At 45.3% G+C, this 19737-nt stretch carries 15 protein-coding genes; 11 read left to right on the top strand and 4 right to left on the bottom strand.

Annotation, left to right across the window (positions count from 1 at the left end):
• The first annotated feature begins 67 nt into the window (after positions 1–67).
• The 3 genes from WA381_RS09120 to WA381_RS09110 all read left to right on the top strand — a co-directional run bounded on the left by WA381_RS09120 (position 68) and on the right by WA381_RS09110 (position 3758).
• The gene (locus tag WA381_RS09120) at positions 68–907 is read left to right on the top strand and encodes a crotonase/enoyl-CoA hydratase family protein (RefSeq protein WP_156086603.1); all 840 of its coding nucleotides are present in this window, start codon (positions 68–70) and stop codon (positions 905–907) included.
• 239 nt (positions 908–1146) lie between these two features.
• Positions 1147–3189 carry an NADPH-dependent 2,4-dienoyl-CoA reductase gene (locus WA381_RS09115; protein ID WP_156086602.1) on the top strand — a complete coding sequence of 681 codons (2043 nt, stop codon included), beginning with the start codon at positions 1147–1149 and terminating at the stop codon, positions 3187–3189.
• 209 nt (positions 3190–3398) lie between these two features.
• Positions 3399–3758, top strand: coding sequence for a HopJ type III effector protein (locus tag WA381_RS09110; RefSeq protein WP_156086601.1), 360 nt, complete (start codon positions 3399–3401; stop codon positions 3756–3758).
• Positions 3759–3821: 63 nt separating this feature from the next.
• Here WA381_RS09110 and WA381_RS09105 read toward each other — a convergent pair whose 3' ends face one another.
• From WA381_RS09105 to WA381_RS09095, 3 genes are all read right to left on the bottom strand, one after another.
• Entirely contained in the window at positions 3822–5057 is a 1236-nt protein-coding gene (locus WA381_RS09105) for a retropepsin-like aspartic protease family protein (protein WP_156086600.1), read from the bottom strand.
• The gene (locus WA381_RS09100; RefSeq protein WP_156086599.1) at positions 5054–5503 is read right to left on the bottom strand and encodes an acyl-CoA thioesterase; all 450 of its coding nucleotides are present in this window, start codon (positions 5501–5503) and stop codon (positions 5054–5056) included. Before WA381_RS09100 ends, WA381_RS09105 begins: the two co-directional genes overlap by 4 nt.
• A 64-nt stretch (positions 5504–5567) precedes the next feature.
• Entirely contained in the window at positions 5568–6278 is a 711-nt protein-coding gene (locus WA381_RS09095; RefSeq protein WP_110288613.1) for an FFLEELY motif protein, read from the bottom strand.
• A gap of 154 nt (positions 6279–6432) precedes the next feature.
• On the opposite strand from WA381_RS09095, the gene WA381_RS09090 reads away from it, so the two are divergent.
• The 7 genes from WA381_RS09090 to WA381_RS09060 all read left to right on the top strand — a co-directional run bounded on the left by WA381_RS09090 (position 6433) and on the right by WA381_RS09060 (position 18095).
• A complete protein-coding gene (locus WA381_RS09090) occupies positions 6433–7143 on the top strand; it encodes an elongation factor P hydroxylase (protein ID WP_156086598.1) in 711 nt (236 codons plus the stop codon).
• 25 nt (positions 7144–7168) lie between these two features.
• On the top strand, positions 7169–8332 hold the full coding sequence (locus WA381_RS09085) for an ATP-NAD kinase family protein (RefSeq protein WP_156086597.1): 1164 nt from the start codon (positions 7169–7171) through the stop codon (positions 8330–8332).
• 96 nt (positions 8333–8428) lie between these two features.
• Positions 8429–8722, top strand: coding sequence for a YfcL family protein (locus WA381_RS09080; RefSeq protein ID WP_014949976.1), 294 nt, complete (start codon positions 8429–8431; stop codon positions 8720–8722).
• A gap of 203 nt (positions 8723–8925) precedes the next feature.
• Complete coding sequence (locus tag WA381_RS09075) at positions 8926–11679, top strand: M16 family metallopeptidase (RefSeq protein WP_156086596.1); 2754 nt, start codon at positions 8926–8928, stop codon at positions 11677–11679.
• A 266-nt stretch (positions 11680–11945) separates the two neighbouring features.
• Positions 11946–16067, top strand: coding sequence for a hybrid sensor histidine kinase/response regulator (locus WA381_RS09070; RefSeq protein WP_156086595.1), 4122 nt, complete (start codon positions 11946–11948; stop codon positions 16065–16067).
• 67 nt (positions 16068–16134) lie between these two features.
• Positions 16135–17442 (top strand): short-chain fatty acid transporter, encoded by a 1308-nt coding sequence (locus WA381_RS09065; protein ID WP_156086594.1) that lies wholly within the window; start codon positions 16135–16137, stop codon positions 17440–17442.
• Between the two features lie 92 nt (positions 17443–17534).
• Positions 17535–18095 carry an isochorismatase family protein gene (locus tag WA381_RS09060; RefSeq protein ID WP_231506510.1) on the top strand — a complete coding sequence of 187 codons (561 nt, stop codon included), beginning with the start codon at positions 17535–17537 and terminating at the stop codon, positions 18093–18095.
• Between the two features lie 32 nt (positions 18096–18127).
• On the opposite strand, the gene WA381_RS09055 is transcribed toward WA381_RS09060, so the two are convergent.
• The gene (locus WA381_RS09055) at positions 18128–18328 is read right to left on the bottom strand and encodes a cysteine hydrolase family protein (protein ID WP_231506509.1); all 201 of its coding nucleotides are present in this window, start codon (positions 18326–18328) and stop codon (positions 18128–18130) included.
• Positions 18329–18534: 206 nt separating this feature from the next.
• On the opposite strand from WA381_RS09055, the gene zigA reads away from it, so the two are divergent.
• The gene (gene zigA / locus WA381_RS09050) at positions 18535–19737 is read left to right on the top strand and encodes a zinc metallochaperone GTPase ZigA (protein ID WP_156086593.1); all 1203 of its coding nucleotides are present in this window, start codon (positions 18535–18537) and stop codon (positions 19735–19737) included.

The following is a 19737-nucleotide window of genomic DNA, read 5'->3' as shown; positions in this document are numbered from 1 at the left end:
TTTTATCTTGACGCTGTCTAGTTTGCAAATTTGTTAACAGGAACAGCTCAAGGAGACAGCGCAAACCATGAAGTACTCTACATTAGAAGTAAAACAAGAGGGTCATATTGCCCACGTAGTACTAAACCGCCCCGACGCAATGAACAGCATGGTCCCAGAGTTCTGGACCGAATTGCCAGCGGCTATTCGTGAAATAGACGATGAAGGTAACGCCCGTGTCATTGTTATTTCATCAACGGGTAAGCATTTCTCTGCCGGTATGGACTTATCGGTGTTCCTGAATATGAAAGAAGACTTTAAGGGCGACCCGTCGCGCAGAGCAGAGCGTATGCGCCGTATGGTGATGTTGCTTCAAGATAGCTTTACCGCCATAGAGCAGGCACGTATGCCGGTTATTGGTGCCGTGCAGGGCGGGGCAATTGGTGGTGCAGTAGATTTGCTTAGTGCATGCGACATGCGCTATTGCACCCAAGACGCCTTTTTCACCATAAAAGAAACACAGTTAGGTATGACGGCGGACGTAGGTACACTTCAGCGACTTCCAAAACTCATTCCCATTGGCATAGTTAAAGAACTGGCTTACACCGGACGCAACTTTGGTGCTGCAGAAGCTCAGCAACTTGGTTTTGTGAATCAGGTATTCGATGACCAAACTGCCATGCTAGACGCGGTAATGAAAATAGCTCAGCAGATTGCATCGAATTCGCCGTTAGCAGTTTCAGGCACTAAGACTATGATTAACTACGCGGCAGAACACACGGTGGCAGAGAGCTTGACCTATATGGCCACATGGCAAGCGGGCATGTTCCAAATGGAAGATGTGTTTAAAGCCATGGAAGCACAGAAAACCAAAACGCTGCCGGAATATCCGCCATTACACCCAGCCATTAAGAAAATGAATTCGTAAGTTTATGTATGAAAGCGCGTTTCCCTTGTAGCTAATTGCTCATTGATGGCCCAATGATGATTAGCATACGTTAAGGCTGGCGCGCGATACGATTTCTATTACATAAACTATGTAACAAATTAGATTGAGTAAATACTTAGATAAAAAGCGCTTCTACTACAGAAACGCATCAAATAAGAATATTTAAACAGGCTTTTTAACGGCTTTTACCAAGCCAAAACGACTTTCAGGAATGTATCATGAATCAGACCGTTACCGATCATCCCGTTTACCCTCATTTATTTCGTCCGTTAGATTTAGGCTTTACCACCCTTAAAAACCGCGTGCTAATGGGCTCTATGCATACAGGCTTAGAGGAATTACCCGACGGCCATAAACGTATGGCGGCATTTTATGGTGAACGTGCCAGAGGTGGCGTAGGGCTTATCGTTACAGGTGGTATAGGACCAAACGAAGAGGGCGCTACCCATCCTTCAACGTTTCGTTTAGATACAGACGAAGCAGTGAAAAACCACAAAGAAGTGACTGACGCGGTGCACATTGCTGGCGGTAAAATCTGTATGCAAATTCTGCACACGGGGCGCTATGCGTATAGCCCTAAGCTTGTTGCACCTTCTGCGGTACAAGCGCCTATTAATCCGTTTAAACCTAAAGCACTTGATGCTGACGAGATTGAGAAGCAGGTTAAAGATTTCATTACTGCCGCAACCCAGGCCCAGCGCGCGGGTTATGATGGTGTTGAGATCATGGGGTCTGAAGGCTATTTCCTTAATCAGTTTATTGCAAAGCGCACAAACCACCGTGACGATCAGTGGGGGGGCGAATACGAGAACCGTATCCGTCTGCCTATTGAAGTGGTACGCCGCGTGCGCGAGGCGGTAGGTAAGAACTTCATCATTATTTATCGCTTATCGATGCTAGATCTGGTGGAAGGTGGCTCTACTTATGATGAAGTCGTGCAGCTTGGCAAAGAAATTGAAAAAGCCGGTGCGACTATCATTAACACCGGGATTGGTTGGCACGAAGCGCGTATTCCAACCATTGCCACTAAAGTACCGCGAGCGGCATTTACGTGGGTGACCGCTAAATTCCGAGAAGCGCTTTCAATTCCTGTTATTACGTCTAACCGTATCAACACACCTGAAGTTGCTGAAGAAGTGCTGTCTCGCGGTGACGCTGACATGGTGTCCATGGCGCGTCCATTCTTGGCCGACCCTGACTTTGTGCGCAAAGCGCAGCAAAATAAAGCCGATGAAATCAATACCTGTATTGGCTGCAACCAAGCCTGCCTTGACCACGTATTCAACGGTAAAATGACCAGCTGTTTGGTAAACCCACGTGCGTGTCACGAGCTTGAAATTAACATCAAGCCAGCAGAAACCCAAAAGCGTATAGCGGTTGTAGGCGCAGGCCCAGCAGGATTAGCAGCGGCAGTGACTTCTGCTAAGCGCGGTCACGATGTTGTCATTTACGATGCCTCTAGCGAAATTGGTGGGCAATTTAATATAGCCAAACAAATTCCGGGCAAAGAAGAGTTCTACGAAACGCTACGTTATTTCAAACGCCAGATTGAGCTTCACAAAAACATTACCCTTAAGCTCAATACTTATGTTGATGCGGCTGCGCTAAACGACGAAGGGTTTGACGAAGTGATGATTGCGACGGGAATCAAGCCGCGTACGCCAGCGATTGAAGGCATTGAACACGAAAAAGTGCTGACCTATATCGAAGTATTGAAGGAAAAGAAACCCGTTGGCAATAGAGTGGCCATTATCGGTGCTGGTGGTATTGGTTTTGATACCGCTGAGTACTTGTCTCATGGCAAAGAAACGCCAAGCCAAGATATTCCTGCATTTATGAAAGAGTGGGGCATTGATATGACCTTCTCTGCTCGCGCGGGCATTGAAGGCGTTAAGCCACAGCCTGAGCCATCGCCAAGAGAGATTTTCCTATTACAGCGCAAGACAACCAAAGTTGGCGCCGGTTTAGGTAAAACAACGGGGTGGGCACACCGAGTAGGCCTGCTTGCCAAAGGCGTGACCATGATCCCAGGGGTAAGCTACGATAAAATTGATGACGAAGGGCTACATATTACGGTTGATGGCAACAGCCAAGTATTGCCGGTAGACAACATTATCATCTGTGCAGGCCAAGAGCCGATGCGTGATATCGTTGAAGGCTTAAACATGCCTTATCACTTAATTGGTGGTGCTGATGAAGCGTTAGAGCTAGACGCAAAACGCGCCATCGACCAAGGCACGCGAGTGTGCGCAGCGGTTTAATGACCTAGTGCAAACGCGTTTAGGAATAGAAGTGCCGCATCAAAAGGTGCTTTAAATTGATGATAAACCCCTCTTTTTTCCGGAGGGGTTTATTTTTTTCAGCCGCCGAAGGCTGTGATTTTTTATGAAAATACCGAAACCAGACATGTTTCAGTCTGTGATGGTAGCTTAGACCTGCTATTATCGTTTTCTTTTTTTTCGAGATAAACATGACGTTTAGCAACACCCAAGACTTAGTTCAAGCAGTTACTAATTCCCCAGATACTATCGAATTTAACGACGTTATTGCGCTTATCGATAGCGCGTTTACTTTCACGCCCACTGCTTTCACCAATGGTGATGTGTCAAACGAAGCAAACCAAAACAACGGCTCGTGCAAACTGCTCGCACTTGGCCAGCATTTAAAGCTAAATGAAGCACAAACCCTAGCCTTGTTTGGGCGTTTTTATCGAGAAGACGTACTCAATAATCCGAACGGTAGCGATCACGCCAACATCCGTAATTTTATGAAAACGGGGCATGAAGGTGTGGTGTTTGAGACATTTCCTTTAGTTGAATTGCAAAATTAGTACATCGCGCTATAGAGGCTAAAAGGCGAGAGGTGCTAAGCTCTTGCCCTTTCGCAGACTGCATTAATCTCGCTCTGTCAAAATCAACTCACTAGACTGGGGCATTATCGCGAAGTCAAACTGCCCTAGAACGTTCATTCCCAACAATCCATCAGAATCGGGTAATGCGTCTTCGGGCAGCACGATGGCAGATACATCATTGAACTCGTAACCTGCGAAGTAAAATCGCGGTATTTGTACCAGAGGGGCTTCAATGGTTCCTGACGCGGTTCTAATGTTGAAGTTACCAATAAACGTGAGGTTTCGCATACGGCCTAAACGCGCAAAGAGTCGGGATGATATTGCGGTGGTACTGGCACCCGTATCTAAAATCATGGTGGCTTTTTGGTTAAGCGCCTTTACATCAAGGCGATATTGATCGCCAATGCGCGCTAAGGCTACACGGGTTTGATAACGTGCGGCTTCAGCGCCTGTTGGCTCTATTTCACTTTCGCTAAGCGTGTTACCTGTGTCAGCAATATCGCGCATTTCATAGGCTTTATTGCGAATGATATTAGCGTCTCTGTCGTTTGATGGAAGGGCAGCAAGCACGTCTTCCATTAACGTAAACTTTTGCTGATAAGCGTACGCTTCAGCCAAATTAAGGGTGTAGTGCCTAGCGTCAGGTATGCGTTGATACAGTGGCTCATTTAATCTGGCAACCAGTTCCCATTGTTCGTCTTGACTTAACTGCGTCTGCGCCTGTTGATACAAAGTAACAATTTTTGCGTCAATAAATGAGTGAGTTTCAGTTGAAAGAGGCAGTTCGGCCAAGTCGTAGTAGTGCACTATGGCCGTTGAGAGAGGCTTGGTTAACTCAATCAGTTCACCCTCTAGCAACAACAGAGATTCGTTGAGCGGGTCATATTTTAAAAGGTTTGTTAATTCAGTGGCGAGCAACGCGTATTGCTCGTTATTGAGTAGGGTAGTCAGTGAATCTAATTGATCTTGATTAACGGGTGGTGAAGAGGTGCGCAGATCGTCAAGTTCGCTGGGTGCCGTGTTAGTGCCTGTCATAGGTGAAAAGTTGGCGGGAGAGCGTTCATTGTTGAAGGGCTCAGCTTTTTCGTTTATCTGAGTTTCATCCACCAACTGTGCTTGGGTTTCTAGCTGCTTGTCACTATCTAAACGGTGTTCATAACTGGCCTCTAGCGCATAAGCTTTATCATTGTGCTGCTTTAAACCAAGCCATAGGTAAACGTTTATGCCTAGCGACACAATAAGGAAGAGCGAAAGCACTATCGCTAGCCACGTTTTCATTGTGCCACACACGCCTTGCCGTATATGTCCACAAATTGTTTAGGCATTCGCTTTGGGGCACCAGTATTAAGGCTAACACACACGAATGTGGTCATAGCATCAAATACGGTTTTGCCTCGCTTTGGGCAGATAAATTGAAACTGGCGTTTCAAAGTAAGTTTGCTGTCGCAATGCACTATCCAGGTAGCGCATTCTAACGTATCTCCAAGATGTGTTGGCAGGTGGTAGTTTAGCTCGTGGCGCTTAATGACCATGCCACGGTTAAGCGATTGATAATCGGCAAACTGCAAGCCAAGCGCGTTTGAATGGGCCCATGCTAGGCTTTCTAACTGCGACAGGTATGCCACATTATTAACGTGCTGATAGTGGTCGATGTGCGTTTCATCAATATGCCACTGCTGCACATAGGGGGCGTCTAACATCCAATTAAGCGTTGGGGTGCTCAAATCTTTTCCTTACTCATATTTTTGCTTTGATCTACTCTGCTTCTTCACGTTCAGGCATTGTGCCTCATACCACAGGCAGGGGATTATCTTCAGGTAACGTTAAATCATCGCTTAACAATAATTGCATTATCGCTTTTTCTCTCACCAATACAGGGTCAATAAAGCTCTGCACGTCACCTATCGCTTTAAACGCATCAAACCCTCGTTCCAAAAACTCATGCAATGCGAGTAATCCTGCTAATTTAGCTGGACGACGGGACAGTGAAATCAACATACCTATACCACGAATTTTTATAACGTCGGCGAGTTGATCGCCCAAATGGGAAATTATGTCGATTTGATGCTTTCTATCCTCAATTCTGCCTACACTTCGATAAGCAACGGCGTAGTTGTCCCGATTGATAGGTTCTCCAGGAAAGTGGGTTTGAAGATACTGTGCCATCGCCATATCTAAATCAAACGACAATGCGTTTAACGATAATGCATCATCCATGGCGTTCATGGCTTTATCGGGCAGTACTTTTGCGAGTTTTGGAATGACTCGCACTAAATCAGCGTCCCGTTGGCTAAAATCTTTTGGCCCGTACAATTCATCTACAAAAAAAGCCATGGCTTTTTGGTAACGTTTTTGCTGTGCTAAATCGTCGTGCGTGACCAGTAAGCGTTCGCATTGCCAGTGTTGCAATTGATGAATGATAGGCATTACACCCAACTGATTGGCTAAGTCACGAAGGGCATTGACCCGATGAATATGTTTAATTATCTCTTGCGCCAAATGACAAACTCCCTGTTGAGATAGTGTGGCTAATTCGTTGTTGTAAACCTAGATTGACCTAAGCAAGCGAGCCTTTCAAGTGAGAAGACAAAGTTTTACTGGTATACTCCACCGCCATTGAAATAGCTCTGTTGTGTAGAATTTATTAGCCGCCATGAACATCGCAAGTCATCACGCATTGTTTGCCAAAACTGAAACTAAAAATACCGATACTAAAGGCTCAAACGTTGAAAGCCTAAAAAGTGAATATCCGGGCATGCACCGAGAAACGCCTACGGGGTCGGATCACTCAGAAGCAGACGTTGATGTACCTGTGTTAATCGCGTTGTTTAATTCGACATTTGAAGATTTTAATACGCGCTTGGTTTTAGGTGATGACGAACCCATTTACATCCCAGCAGACAGCGCAACGCCTTACCATCAAGTCGTGTTTGCTCATGGATTTTTTTCAAGCGCTTTGCATGAAATTGCGCACTGGTGTATTGCGGGTGAAAAGCGTCGACTATTAGAAGATTACGGTTACTGGTATTGCCCAGATGGCCGCGATGCATCACAACAAGCTGACTTCGAAAAAGTAGAAATTAAGCCCCAGGCCATTGAGTGGGCGTTTACAGAAGCAGCAGGCAGAAAGTTTCAGGTAAGCACAGATAACTTAAACGGTGCTGAGCCCGACAGAGAAGGTTTTACGCGAAACGTAGCCGCTCAGCTTGAACGCTATAAATCTGAGGGCTTTCCGCCCCGGGCTGCACAATTTATTGATGCGCTGTCATCTAAGTTTGGTAAAGGTAAGTCGTCTGGTTCATGTAACAGCATAATAAATAGCACGGTAACAGGCACGTCAAAAAATACGCTTACAGCAAATTAGGTGGCGGAATAGGAGTAGATGCCGAATGAATCAAACTGATCTTAACCAATCAACGTTTGATAACAAACCCAAATTCAAACTGGGTGTTGTGGTAAACCCCTTTGCCGGCATAGGCGGAGCACTCGCGCTTAAAGGCAGCGACGGTGCAGAAATTCGCGAAAAAGCACTGGCTATGGGAGCAGAGAAAAAAGCCAACGAAAAAATGGCGAAAGCGCTCAGTATTCTAGAAGCCTTATCTGGGCAATTTAGCGTCGTGACAGCGTCGGGCGATATGGGTGAAACAATCTGTGAATCTCTAGGTATTCCTTATGAGGTAATCTATACGGCCGATGCCGTGCAAACCGAGGGCGAAGATTCAGAGCGTGCAGCTAAAGCAATGGTGGACGCCAACGTCGACTTACTGCTTTTTGCCGGTGGCGACGGCACAGCCCGTAATATCTGTAGCGTAGTTGGCACACAGGTGCCCGTGCTAGGTGTGCCTGCAGGTTGCAAAATTCACTCTGGCGTTTACTGCGTGTCGCCGTCAGCGGCAGGGCAGGTAGTAAGTCAGATGATCGCAGGCGAGCTTGTGAGTGAAATGGACGCCGAAGTACGTGATATTGACGAAAACGCGTTTCGCGCGGGCAAAGTTATTGCCAAACACTATGGTGAAATGCGCGTACCCGCAGAGCTCACTTACGTTCAAGCAGTAAAAATGGGCGGGAAAGAGGACGAGGCCTTAGTGCTTGACGACATTGCCGCTTATGTTGGTGAAATTATTGACGATGAGCCTGACACCTATTTTGTCATGGGATCCGGCTCTACTGTAGGTGCGGTCATGGACTTTCTTGGCCTAGAAAATACCTTATTAGGTGTGGATGTGGTTAAACAAGGTGAGCTAATCGCAAGTGACGTTACTGCGAGCGAACTGATTGCGCTGACTCAAGGCAAACTCACGAAAGTCATTTTGACGGTGATCGGTGGTCAGGGCCACATATTAGGGCGCGGAAATCAGCAGCTTAGCCCTGCTTTTATCCGTCAAATTGGCAAGCAGAATATGCTCGTTGTTGCCACTAAACAAAAACTACAGGCATTAAACGGTAAGCCGCTTCGCTTAGACTCAAGCGATGCAACGCTAGACGCTGAACTCGCAGGCGCGTTCACGGTTATCACTGGGTATAAAGATAAAGTACTTTGCCAAGCTGTTTAAAGACGTAGTTTGATACAACACGGCACATGTATAGCCATAAAAAATGAGTTTATCTCGAACTAAGATTTGATATTTAAAAACAGGAAGGAGTAAGACGTGTTACCACCTGCTGCAGCACCAGAAAGTGTCGTTAACGCCATCGCAGATATTGAGGCATCGCTTGATGACGTGGTAAATCACGGTAGTGATGACGAATTGTTTATAGCCAGCTACTTGCAAGGTCACTTTGCAGTAGAGGCTCGCCAGTTAGAAATGCAAGAAGATGCTACGGTTGCGATGCTTAATGATAAAATGCTCGAGAGCCTTAATAGCGCATTCGCCAACAACGAATTAGAAAGTGAAGATGCTAAACAAGTTAAAGCGCTTTGGGCACGGCTAGTCGCAATATAATTGCGACTTTCTTCCTTACTTTTCCCTAACAATTTTTCTTCGTTCGTCGTTTATCCTCTCTTTTACAATCCGTTACAGTTTTCTGCATCGTAACTCTTTATAAACTACCAAATTGATTTATGTTTAGTACTGGCGTAAAGCCGTTTTGTGGTGCCTGGCACATTTTGGTGTTCAGCACAGATAATAAGATTAAGGATGACGAAATGACTGTACTTAAGCATCTCACCAAGCGCTTAAAAGTAAGTGTAGGTGTGCTGGCAGTAAGTAGTACGCTGGTTGGCTCAGCGTTTGCCAAGAACGATATCAATATCGACTACGAAAAGTTCACTACTGATAATGGTTTAACCGTAATTGTTCATGAAGACCGCAAGGCCCCAGTGGTTGCCGTTGCGGTTTGGTACAAGGTGGGTTCAAAAGACGAACCAAACGGCAAATCAGGGTTTGCGCACTTATTTGAACACTTAATGTTTAACGGCACGGAGAACTATGACGATGAATGGTTTGGGCCGTTACAAGAAGCTGGGGCAACAGGATTAAACGGTACCACAAACTTTGACCGTACTAACTATTTCCAAACCGTTCCGACACCTGCACTTGATCGTATTCTCTGGATGGAATCTGATCGCATGGGGCACTTGTTAGGTGCGGTAACACAAGAGAAATTAGACGAACAGCGTGGCGTTGTACAAAATGAAAAACGTCAGGGCGAAGACCAGCCATATGGAAGCGTATTCACACATATTTTTGAAGGCTTATTTCCCATAGGGCATCCTTACCATCATACGGTGATTGGCTCGATGGAAGATCTTAACTCCGCCTCGTTAGACGACGTTAAGGGCTGGTTTAACCAATATTACGGACCGAATAACGCAATACTGGTGCTAAGCGGCGACATTAACGCAGAAGAAGCCAAACCTCTGGTTAACAAATATTTCGCTGACATTGAGCCGGGCCCAGCACTATCTAAGTGGGAAGCATGGGTGCCAAAGCGTAGCGCAAACACCCGCGAAGTGATTCAAGACAAAGTACCTCAATCGCGCATTTACCGCCTTTGGGTTTCACCTGAAAATACCTCTTCAACCGCAACAGACTTGTTCATTGCCGCGAGTGTCATGGGCGATGGTAAAAACTCACGCCTTTACAAAGAACTGGTGTACGACCAACAAATTGCTACCAATGCCTCGGTGTTTAACTACGAGCTACAAATGGCGTCTATTTTTGGTGTGACGGTTGACGTAAAAGATGGCGTTGACGTTGCGACAGTGGAAAAAGAAATAGATAAAGTCATTAGCGAGTTTTTGAGTAAAGGTCCAAGCAAAGACGAAGTTAAATTGGTGTCGACTAAGCGACGTGCTTCAATTATTCGCGGGCTTGAAGAGGTTGGGGGCTTTGGCGGTAAAGCCGATACGCTTGCTAGTGGTGAGTTCATTGCTGGCGACCCTAACTACTTCAAAACTGAATTGAGTGAGCTAGGACAGGCTACTCCTAAAGGGGTTAAAGCGGCTGCGAATAAATGGCTAAAAGAAGGGTGGCATCAAATCACGGTTGTTCCGTTTATTGAGCACACAGCATCTACCGAAGGCGTTGACCGCAGTTCTGGCTTGCCTTCAATCGATGCAGAGACTCAACTGAGCTTTCCTGAGGTGACAGAAACTACGCTTTCTAACGGTGTAAAGGTAGTATTTGCAAAACGCTCTACGGTTCCATTGGTGAATGTTGCGGTGCAATTCGACGCAGGTTACGCTGCTGATGCGGGTGGCAAGTTAGGACTTGCGAGCTTCACCACACAGATGCTTGACGAAGGCGCGGGAAAATATGATGCGCTGGAGCTTGCGGCAGAGCTTGAGCAGTTGGGTACTGATTTAAACGCCGGCTCAAACCTAGATACCACCACAGTTACCATGTCAATGTTAACAGAGAACATGGAGCCTTCTTTGGCGCTGATGGGGAATATCTTGAAATCACCAACGTTCAAAGAGGAAGAGATTGAACGTCAACGAGCGCTTATATTAAGTAATATTGCACAGCAAAAAACACGCCCTGTAAGTATTGCGCTTACGTTACTTCCGCCTCTTATCTATGGTGAAGGCCATGCGTACGGTATTCCGTTTACCGGTACCGGAACTGAACAAGACGTACAAGCGATTACGCGAGATGACCTTGTTAACTTTAAAAATACGTGGCTACGCCCAGACAATGCGACAATTTTTGTTGTTGGCGACACCACGTTAGGTGCCATTAAACCCGTGCTTGAGAAAGAGTTTGGCAAATGGAAGGTAGAAGGTAGCAAAGGTGCGAAGCAAATTGCTGAAGCGTCAATGCCTGAGCAAGGCCAAGCGATTATTATCGACCGCCCTGGTGCACAACAGTCGCTTATTCTGGCTGCACATTTAGCGCCACCAACAGGGGCTGACAACAATATTGCAATTAATGCCATGAATTTAACCTTAGGTGGTGCTTTTACTGCTCGCGTTAATATGAACCTGCGTGAAGATAAAAGCTGGTCTTATGGCGCGTACACCTTCCTGCAAGATGCTAGGGGACAGCGCCCGTTTATGGTTTATGCGCCAGTGCAAACCGATAAAACAGGTCCATCTCTGCTTGAGCTTAAGAAAGAGCTTAACGCTTACTTAGGTGAAAAGCCGCCAATGGCGAATGAACTTGAAAGGGCGCGGCTAGACGAAGTTCGCTCATTGCCAGGTCAATTTGAGACGGCTAACGCGGTATTGTATAGCTTGCTGTCGAGTGAAAGATTTAACAGACAATATAACTACCCAGAGTCTTTGGTCGAGAAATACAATAGCTTGTCTTTAGACGATTTGAGTAACGCGGCGAAAGAAGTGCTGCACCCAGAGAAATTAACCTGGATAATCATCGGAGATGCCGAGAAGATTAAAGCAGAAGTTGAAGCGGCTCAGCTCGGGCCTGTTAGCGTGCAAAGCATGAATTCACTGTAATTGGTAAATAATTAACCAAGAGACAAAGGGCCGATATCATTTTCGGCCCTTTTTTATGTGACAAATGCGTCTTTTGTAGAATAGATTGCGTTCAATAGATGCTTTATGGTTAGGAAAGTTTAATTTAATGTCTTGATTCCACTTTGAAGAATGCCTTCTTTGCGAGCATAACAAATCCGGTACTTGCACCAGTGCGCTTGTTTGCAATAGCTCTTCTCTGCCTGTTTTGTATTCCCTGTGTTTATCCATCTAATGCAGACAAGCTGATGAATGAGTATTCGGTTGATCTTTTAACTGCCGAAGATGGCTTCGTCTCATCAGAGATTTATTCCATTATCCAAGATCGCCAAGGCTTTTTGTGGTTTGGTACTGCCGAAAACGGTGTAATGCGTTACGACGGTCGTAGAGTTACGTTGTTTGAGTCTGACAGCGATCCTATCCAAGGACTATCACACAACGACGCTGGCAATTTGATGTTGGATGCAGAAGGCAATATATGGATTGGAACGTGGGGAGGTGGAGTTAATAAGTACGACCCAACAACAGGTCGCTATTCTCGTTACTTGAATGATCCAGACGACCCTCGCTCCATATCTTCAAATCGAATCCAATCACTCTTCCACGATAAAACGGGCCAAATTTGGCTAGGTTCGTATGATCAAGGTTTAAATCGTTTTCTGGAAAATGGGGAATTTGAAAGGGTTCAGAAGAGAAATAATGAGGACCATAGTCTGTCTCATAATCGCATTTGGGACATTATGGATAATAATGATAACAGCCTGTGGGTAGCCACCAGTTTTGGCTTGAACTTGCTAGACAAAAGAACTCTCACCACCAAACACTTCTTTCCCGACCCTGATAATCGTACTGCAACAGGAGCCAATGAAATACGTAGCTTGCTGCGTACGTCGTCAAGCCAATTCTACGTGGCGACTCAGGAAGGCCCTTTTCTTTTCTTTCCAAGTTCAGGCGTGTTCCTTGCACAAACTACGCGAGACGGCAAAGCATTAGGCCAAGTGAACTCAATGATTGAAGATCACGAAGGGTGCATTTGGTTTGTGACCACCACGGGTCTTTATAGACATACAGGTGAGGGGAATTACGTAGAGAAGATGGACTTTGGCTATGACAACGGACTTCGCATAATATATGAAGACCACACTAAAACTAAATGGGTAACCAGTGAAGTTCACGGCATATTCAAGCTATCTCCTCGCCGTAAAATCAAGCAAATCAACAGTGACTCATTAGTTTCACCCAGTGGCATTGAGATAGATACCTTCAAAAATAGTGGCGATGTATTGATTGCTACAGCAAATGCTGAAATTTATACGTGGAAAGTGAAAGAGCAAATACTCCAAAAGGAATTTGACTCGGTATTTAAAGAAGAAAGTGAATATTCAAATAGGGGAGTTATAGAACGACCTATTATTGTCCCCGATGAACACGGCAATATTTGGGTGGCACAAGACAACTTTATTGCACGTGTTAACAGAAAGAATGGAAATGTAAGTCGCTTAGAATATCCCAGAGAAGACAGCAAGTATCGCCAATTCAGAGAATTCAGAGCGTTAGCGTTAGATAACGAAGGCAATGTATGGATAGGTACCTACAAGCATGGTGTTTATATATACAATGTGCAATCTGGCGCCTTTAAGCATCTTTCAACGACTGACGGTTTAGCTCACCCAGAGATTCACGCCATTGTTAATGACTCTCAAGGAAATATGTGGATTGGCACTGGAAGCGGCGTAAATTTATGGTCCATTCAGGACAATACTTTCACTCAGATTGAGTACAATAAAGATCACAATGCAGGTCTGTTGGGCAGCATTGTCGAAGATATTCATGAGACCAAAAACGGCCAAATTTGGATTGCAACCCAACGGGGGTTGAACCTTTATAAGCCTGAATCGAAATCCTTCGAGTGGTTTGGGGAGCAGAAAGGGTTGCCCGCTACCTTAGTAAGAGCGATTGCAGACGGCGACGAGGGCCAGCTCTGGCTTACCACGAATAAAGGGATCTTTCTTTTTAATCCGGCTACTGAAAGTGCCATTAATTACACTAGCACTGCAGCGGCTGTAAGTCAGAACTTCTATTCAAACAGTTTACTTAGAGCCGCTAACAACACGTTCTTTACTAGTAGCCAGCGAGGTATTGAATACTTTGAGTATGTGCCAGGACAGTCTGAGTTGGTCGATTCTAAAATTGTGCTAACTGGCTTCAATAAAATGGGCGAAGCAGTAAGCCTTGATAAACCACTATCCTACGTTACGGATATTAATCTTTCCTACGAAGACTATTTCTTCTCATTAGATTTTGCTCTTCTAGACTTCTCTGATCCCAAGCGTTCGCATTTTTCTTACAAATTAGAAGGATACGATGAACAGTGGATTGATATCGGAAATCACAACAACGTTTCATTTACTAACCTAAATGGCGGCACCTATACATTGCTGGTCAAAGCAATGAAGCCCAATGGTGAATGGGGCAGTGAAGTCATGTCGGTTAATTTGCATGTAGCAGCAGCTCCTTGGAAAACATGGTGGGCATACAGCATTTACATTGCGTTTTTACTCGGCATTGTTCTGTTGATCATTTACTTAAGAACCCACTTACAGCAAACAGAAATTACCAAGCAGAAGCGCTTTGTTCAGGCGCTAGAGCAACAAGTTTCAGAAAAAACAGCCTCATTGAAAGCACAGGCCAACGATTTGAAAAAGGCGCTGGAACAAGCCGAAGAAGCAACCAAGCTGAAGTCTGAATTCCTTGCAAATATGAGCCATGAAATTAGAACGCCAATGAACGGCGTGATAGGGATGCTGGGTCTGCTTAAGAAAAGCAACCTAACTACTGAGCAATCACAGCGCGTCAACATCGCAAGCTCAAGCGCTAATTCTCTACTGACCCTGATTAATGATATTTTGGATTTCTCTAAAATAGAAGCGGATAAACTCGAGATTGAGTCCGTTGAATTTGATGTAAGGGAATTGATTGAGAGCATTGCTCAATCGGTTGCGCATTTAGCGCAAGAAAAAGGGCTGGATGTTGTTGTAGATTTATCAAAGGTCAGTGAGTCGAAAATAAACTCAGACCCCAGCCGAATTCAACAAATCCTCACAAACCTTTTAAGCAACGCCGTTAAATTTACCGAGCAGGGAGAGCTCTCTGTCACGGCAGAATTGCTTCCTACTAACAATCAGAATACTGCGCTTATGCACATTGCGGTGGCAGATACGGGCATTGGTATTCCCGCGTCAAAACTACCTCACTTGTTCGATGCGTTTACACAGGTCGACGCTTCTACAACTAGACGCTATGGCGGAACAGGGCTTGGGTTGAGCATTACCAAAAAGCTATGCCAATTGTTAGGAGGAGACATAAGTGTTACCACCGAGCTTGGCAAAGGCAGCCGTTTTGATGTGACAAGCGAAATTCGCTACGCCGAGCAACGCAAAACTGTGCGTCCTCAGCTTGCTAAACAAGACATGTGTTGCCTGATTATTGACGACAATGCTTCAACAAGGCGTGCCATGCAAAGCCAGCTGAAACTTTGGGGAGTGCTTACGCTGACCGCATCTTCGATTGAGGAAGCGATTAGCCTATATTTGAAAGACAGCGAGCAAGAGGTACCGGCAATACCCATTGATGTTGTATTTCTTGAGAAAGCAGAAGAGGAGGAGTTTTCACAACACTTCGGCCAGATACTTTTAGATAACCCCAGAACAAAACATACGCGTTTGGTATTAATGACACAGCTAAGCGACATGGAGAGCTCTGTTGTCTATAGCGGAGTAGACGTTGATGAGAGTCTTCCTAAGCCACTGACCTCCACAGATTTAATTCGAATTGTAGAGGAATCAGTTAATACATCTGACTATGAAGCTAAACCACGCTTTAAAAAACGCGAGGATGATCCGGTTCATATTATCGAAGGCAACACTCAGCACGTGCAATCACCTGAAGAAAACGCAAAATCCACCTCTGATGATAATGCTTATCGAATCTTGTTAGTAGAAGACAATGCCATTAATCAAATAGTGGCCACCAATGTTCTAGAAAGCGAAGGGTATGTGGTTGACGTTGCCAACAACGGTGTAGAAGCGTTAGAACTGTTAAAAAGCAGCAAGCTAAAGGCGCATTACAGCGCAATTGTCATGGATTGCCAAATGCCGGAAATGGACGGGTTCGAAGCAACCAAGCTTATTCGCTATGGTGCAGCCGGCGACGTTTACAAACGTGTACCCATCATAGCGATGACGGCGAATGCTATGCAGGGCGACAAAGATATGTGTATGAAAGCCGGTATGGATGATTTCCTCACCAAACCCATAGAGCACAATAAAGTAACTTCAACATTACAGCATTGGCTCAACAAAGTTAATTAGACCCTCGCCAACGGGGAAATAAACGCGTTAATATGCAACAAGTTTTTAACATGTTGTGAGAGCGTTAATGCTAAACCGAGCATCAAAACCCTTCGTCAAACTCGTCGAACGATATCTTCCTGACCCCTACATTTTCGTTTTATTACTCACTCTAATTACGTTTGCGTTTGCAGTGGTCATTCAAAATCAGTCTCCACTTACAATTATTCAACAGTGGGGTGACGGATTTTGGGGGCTGCTCACATTTTCAATGCAAATGCTCTTAGTGCTAGTCACTGGGTTTATGCTGGCATGCACGCCGTTAGTAAAATCCTTACTTGAGAGGCTTGCGAGCTTAGCAAAAAGCCCTGGGAGCGCCATTGTGCTGGTCACGTTGGTGTCGCTTATCGCAAGCTGGATAAACTGGGGCTTTGGTCTTGTTGTGGGCGCGTTGTTTGCTAAAGCCTTAGCAAGAAAAGTGTCGGTTGATTATCGGTTATTGGTGGCAAGCGCGTACTCAGGCTTTATTGTATGGCATGGCGGTCTAGCGGGCTCTGTGCCCTTAACGATTGCAACACCGGGTCATTTTTCAGAAGCACAGATTGGCGTAGTTGGCACCGGAGAGACTATTTTCAGTGGGTTTAACTTGCTGTTATTGGCAATCATGTTCGTGATTATTCCTCTTGTTAATCGTTTAATGTTACCGCCTGAATCTGAAAGCATTATTGTCGATAGCGCCAAGCTAAAAGACGACGCTTTGCCTTCGGCAACAAACGAGCGGCCCGCCGACAAACTTGAAAACAGCAAGGTGCTTGGGTTACTCGTAGGCTTTGCAGGGCTTGCTTATCTCACTAACTACTTTGTTTCAGGGGGCGGGCTTAATCTCAATATCCTTAATACGCTATTTCTCTTTCTCGCTATTGTCCTTCACGGTACACCACGCAATGTACTGCACAGCCTGCAGCAAGCCGTTCAGGGCGGTAGTGGTATTGTTATACAGTTCCCATTTTATGCGGGGATCATGGCGGTAATGGTTCAATCAGGATTGGCCCAAACCATGTCAGAGTGGCTGATTAGCTTTGCATCTGCAGAGTCATTGCCAGTTTGGAGTTTTATTAGCGCAGGCATTGTTAATATCTTTGTGCCTTCGGGTGGAGGTCAGTGGGCAGTGCAAGCCCCAGTAATCTTGCCTGCTGCCGCTGAACTTGGAGCCGAAATAAATAGAGCCGCCATGGCGGTAGCGTGGGGTGATGCGTGGACTAATTTGATTCAGCCATTTTGGGCACTACCCGTACTTGCCATAGCCGGCCTGAAAGCCAAAGACATTATGGGCTTTTGCTTGGTTCAGCTTATCGTAACCGGTGTCATTATTTCCTTGGTATTGCGGTTTGTGTGAGGATTTAGTAAGTATTGAAGAGCAATTTAACGCCGTCAAACAAGGCGAACAGAGCCGAATATGAAGCCACAACTAACATACAAGCAGTTTGAATGATGCATTTAGACGAAGAAAAGGTAGGATTATTGATCGTAGATGTTCAGGGCGCGCTGGCTAGAAAAGTCAATGATAGCCAGACAATGATTTGCAAAACGGTAAAGCTAATACAGTGTTGTAAATTGCTCAATATTCCCGTAGTTGTACTTGAGCAAAATCCTGATGGCTTAGGGAAAACGGTCCCTGAAATTGAAGCTCATGTCGCAAGCGAGCCTCACTTAAAGAAGTTTACTTTTAACGCCGTAGCGGGTACTGACCAGTGCTCGTCTGAAATATTGGCGTACATTGGTGAAATGGAATTAAGTCGATGGCTGGTTGTGGGAATTGAAGCGCACGTATGCGTTTATCAAACGGTAACGGGTTTATTGGAAAATAATCACACTGTGGAAGTAATACAGGACTGCATTTCTTCAAGAGAGTCTTCAAATGTTGTGCTCGCCATCCAAAATATGCGTGAGCAGGGCGCACGGATCAGCAGTTTTGAGATGACACTTTTTGGCCTTTTAAAATCATGCCAGCATCCAAAATTCCGAGAAGTGTTAGCGCTCATCAAGTAGTCGAACAACGTGATGAGCGAAACAAGTCGGAGCTAAGCGAATGCGGTTTCTATCGATACAATGTCAATACCGCGCACTTGCATAGAATCCAGCGCCAATAGATGACTAATGGCGTCACGCGTGCAGGTGCAAGGTTCAATGACTTTGGGGGAATACTTGGCAGCAGCTGGTGATAATGCTGTGTGAGTTACGCAGTTGTGCGTCATCATACCTGCAAGAAGAATTTCATCCACGCCCAATGACTGTAAGGTTTCTTCTAAATTGGTGTTCTCAAAACGTCAATGCATTTAGGAAGATATTCCGTAAAGAGTATGGGCTTAGTCCGGTGGAATAGCGCAAGCGTTTTGTAATAAATTAATCATATTGCTATTTTCACTTTAATTGTTATGTTATAACATTTATTAAATTCGAGATTTAAAATGAAACTTAGCGAGTCGTTATGTCTATTCAAACTCAGCTTCCCGTTACCGTATTTTCGGGCTTTCTAGGCGCCGGTAAGACCACGGTTCTAAACCATATTCTGAATAATCGTGATGGATTAAGAGTAGCCGTCATTGTTAACGATATGAGTGAAATCAATATCGATGCTGCTACGGTGAAAAATGAAGTTAGCTTTAATCGAGCTGAAGAAAAGCTGGTTGAAATGAGCAATGGCTGCATTTGCTGCACGTTGCGAGAAGATTTGCTTGAAGAGATAGAGCGTTTAGCGCATGAAGGTAAATACGATTATCTGGTAATAGAGTCTACAGGTATTTCGGAGCCTTTGCCTGTAGCTGAGACCTTCACGTTTGCCGATGAAGACGGTAAAAGCTTGTCGGAAATATCACGCCTCGATTCGATGGTTACCGTTGTCGATGCATTGAATTTTCTTAAAGACTATGACGAAGCTAAGTTTCTCAACGAAGTGGGTGAGAGCTTGGGTGAGGAAGACGAGCGAAGTGTGGCAGACTTGTTGGTCGAACAAGTGGAATTTGCTGATATATTGCTAATAAGCAAAACCGACTTAGTCTCTGAACAAGAGTTGGCGCGTCTTAAAAGTATTCTGCAAACCCTCAACACCGAGGCTATTCAAGTTCCTATCGAGCATGGAAAAGTGCCCCTCGACAAAGTGCTGAACACAGGGCGATTTAGTTTCGAGCGTGCTCAGCAGTCGCCCGGTTGGCTGAAAGAAATGCGTGGCGAGCACGTACCAGAGACTGAAGAGTTTGGTATAAGCAGCTTTTCGTACGAAGCGCGACGTCCGTTCGATCCGCAGAAGTTTTATGATTTTATTCATAGTAAAGACATTGCAGGTAAGTTAATTCGTTCAAAAGGCTTCTTCTGGCTGGCAACACGCCCTCAATTAGCGGGTAGCTGGAGCCAAGCTGGCGGTATGGCAAGATACGGGGCTGCTGGGCTGTTTTGGAAAGCCGTACCCAAAGAGCAGTGGCCTGAAGACCCTGAATACCTTAAAGCGATTGAAGAACAATGGATGGAGCCCTTCGGTGACATGCGTCAAGAACTGGTGTTCATTGGACAAGGGCTTAATAAAAACGACATTATCGAGCGGTTAGATCGTTGCTTGTTAACAGACGATCAGCTTATTCAAGGCCATCATGTTTGGGCTGAAATGCCTGACCCATTTCCTGCGTGGGAGCACTAA

Source organism: Alteromonas sp. CH_MED4-4, from assembly GCF_037029575.1.
In the GTDB taxonomy this organism is placed as follows: Bacteria; Pseudomonadota; Gammaproteobacteria; order Enterobacterales; family Alteromonadaceae; genus Alteromonas; species Alteromonas macleodii.
The sequence above is the reverse complement of the archived record's forward strand: the minus strand, read 5'-3'. Positions and strand labels throughout refer to the sequence as shown.

Excerpts from the sequence above, each read along its gene's own strand:
- WA381_RS09060 (WP_231506510.1), top strand. The coding sequence starts at position 17,535 with ATGATGCATTTAGACGAAGAAAAGGTAGGATTATTGATCGTAGATGTT.
- WA381_RS09075 (WP_156086596.1), top strand. The coding sequence starts at position 8,926 with ATGACTGTACTTAAGCATCTCACCAAGCGCTTAAAAGTAAGTGTAGGT.
- zigA (WP_156086593.1), top strand. The coding sequence starts at position 18,535 with ATGTCTATTCAAACTCAGCTTCCCGTTACCGTATTTTCGGGCTTTCTA.
- WA381_RS09120 (WP_156086603.1), top strand. The coding sequence starts at position 68 with ATGAAGTACTCTACATTAGAAGTAAAACAAGAGGGTCATATTGCCCAC.
- WA381_RS09085 (WP_156086597.1), top strand. The coding sequence starts at position 7,169 with ATGAATCAAACTGATCTTAACCAATCAACGTTTGATAACAAACCCAAA.
- WA381_RS09070 (WP_156086595.1), top strand. The coding sequence starts at position 11,946 with ATGAATGAGTATTCGGTTGATCTTTTAACTGCCGAAGATGGCTTCGTC.
- WA381_RS09110 (WP_156086601.1), top strand. The coding sequence starts at position 3,399 with ATGACGTTTAGCAACACCCAAGACTTAGTTCAAGCAGTTACTAATTCC.
- WA381_RS09105 (WP_156086600.1), bottom strand. The coding sequence starts at position 5,057 with ATGAAAACGTGGCTAGCGATAGTGCTTTCGCTCTTCCTTATTGTGTCG.
- WA381_RS09065 (WP_156086594.1), top strand. The coding sequence starts at position 16,135 with ATGCTAAACCGAGCATCAAAACCCTTCGTCAAACTCGTCGAACGATAT.
- WA381_RS09090 (WP_156086598.1), top strand. The coding sequence starts at position 6,433 with ATGAACATCGCAAGTCATCACGCATTGTTTGCCAAAACTGAAACTAAA.
- WA381_RS09115 (WP_156086602.1), top strand. The coding sequence starts at position 1,147 with ATGAATCAGACCGTTACCGATCATCCCGTTTACCCTCATTTATTTCGT.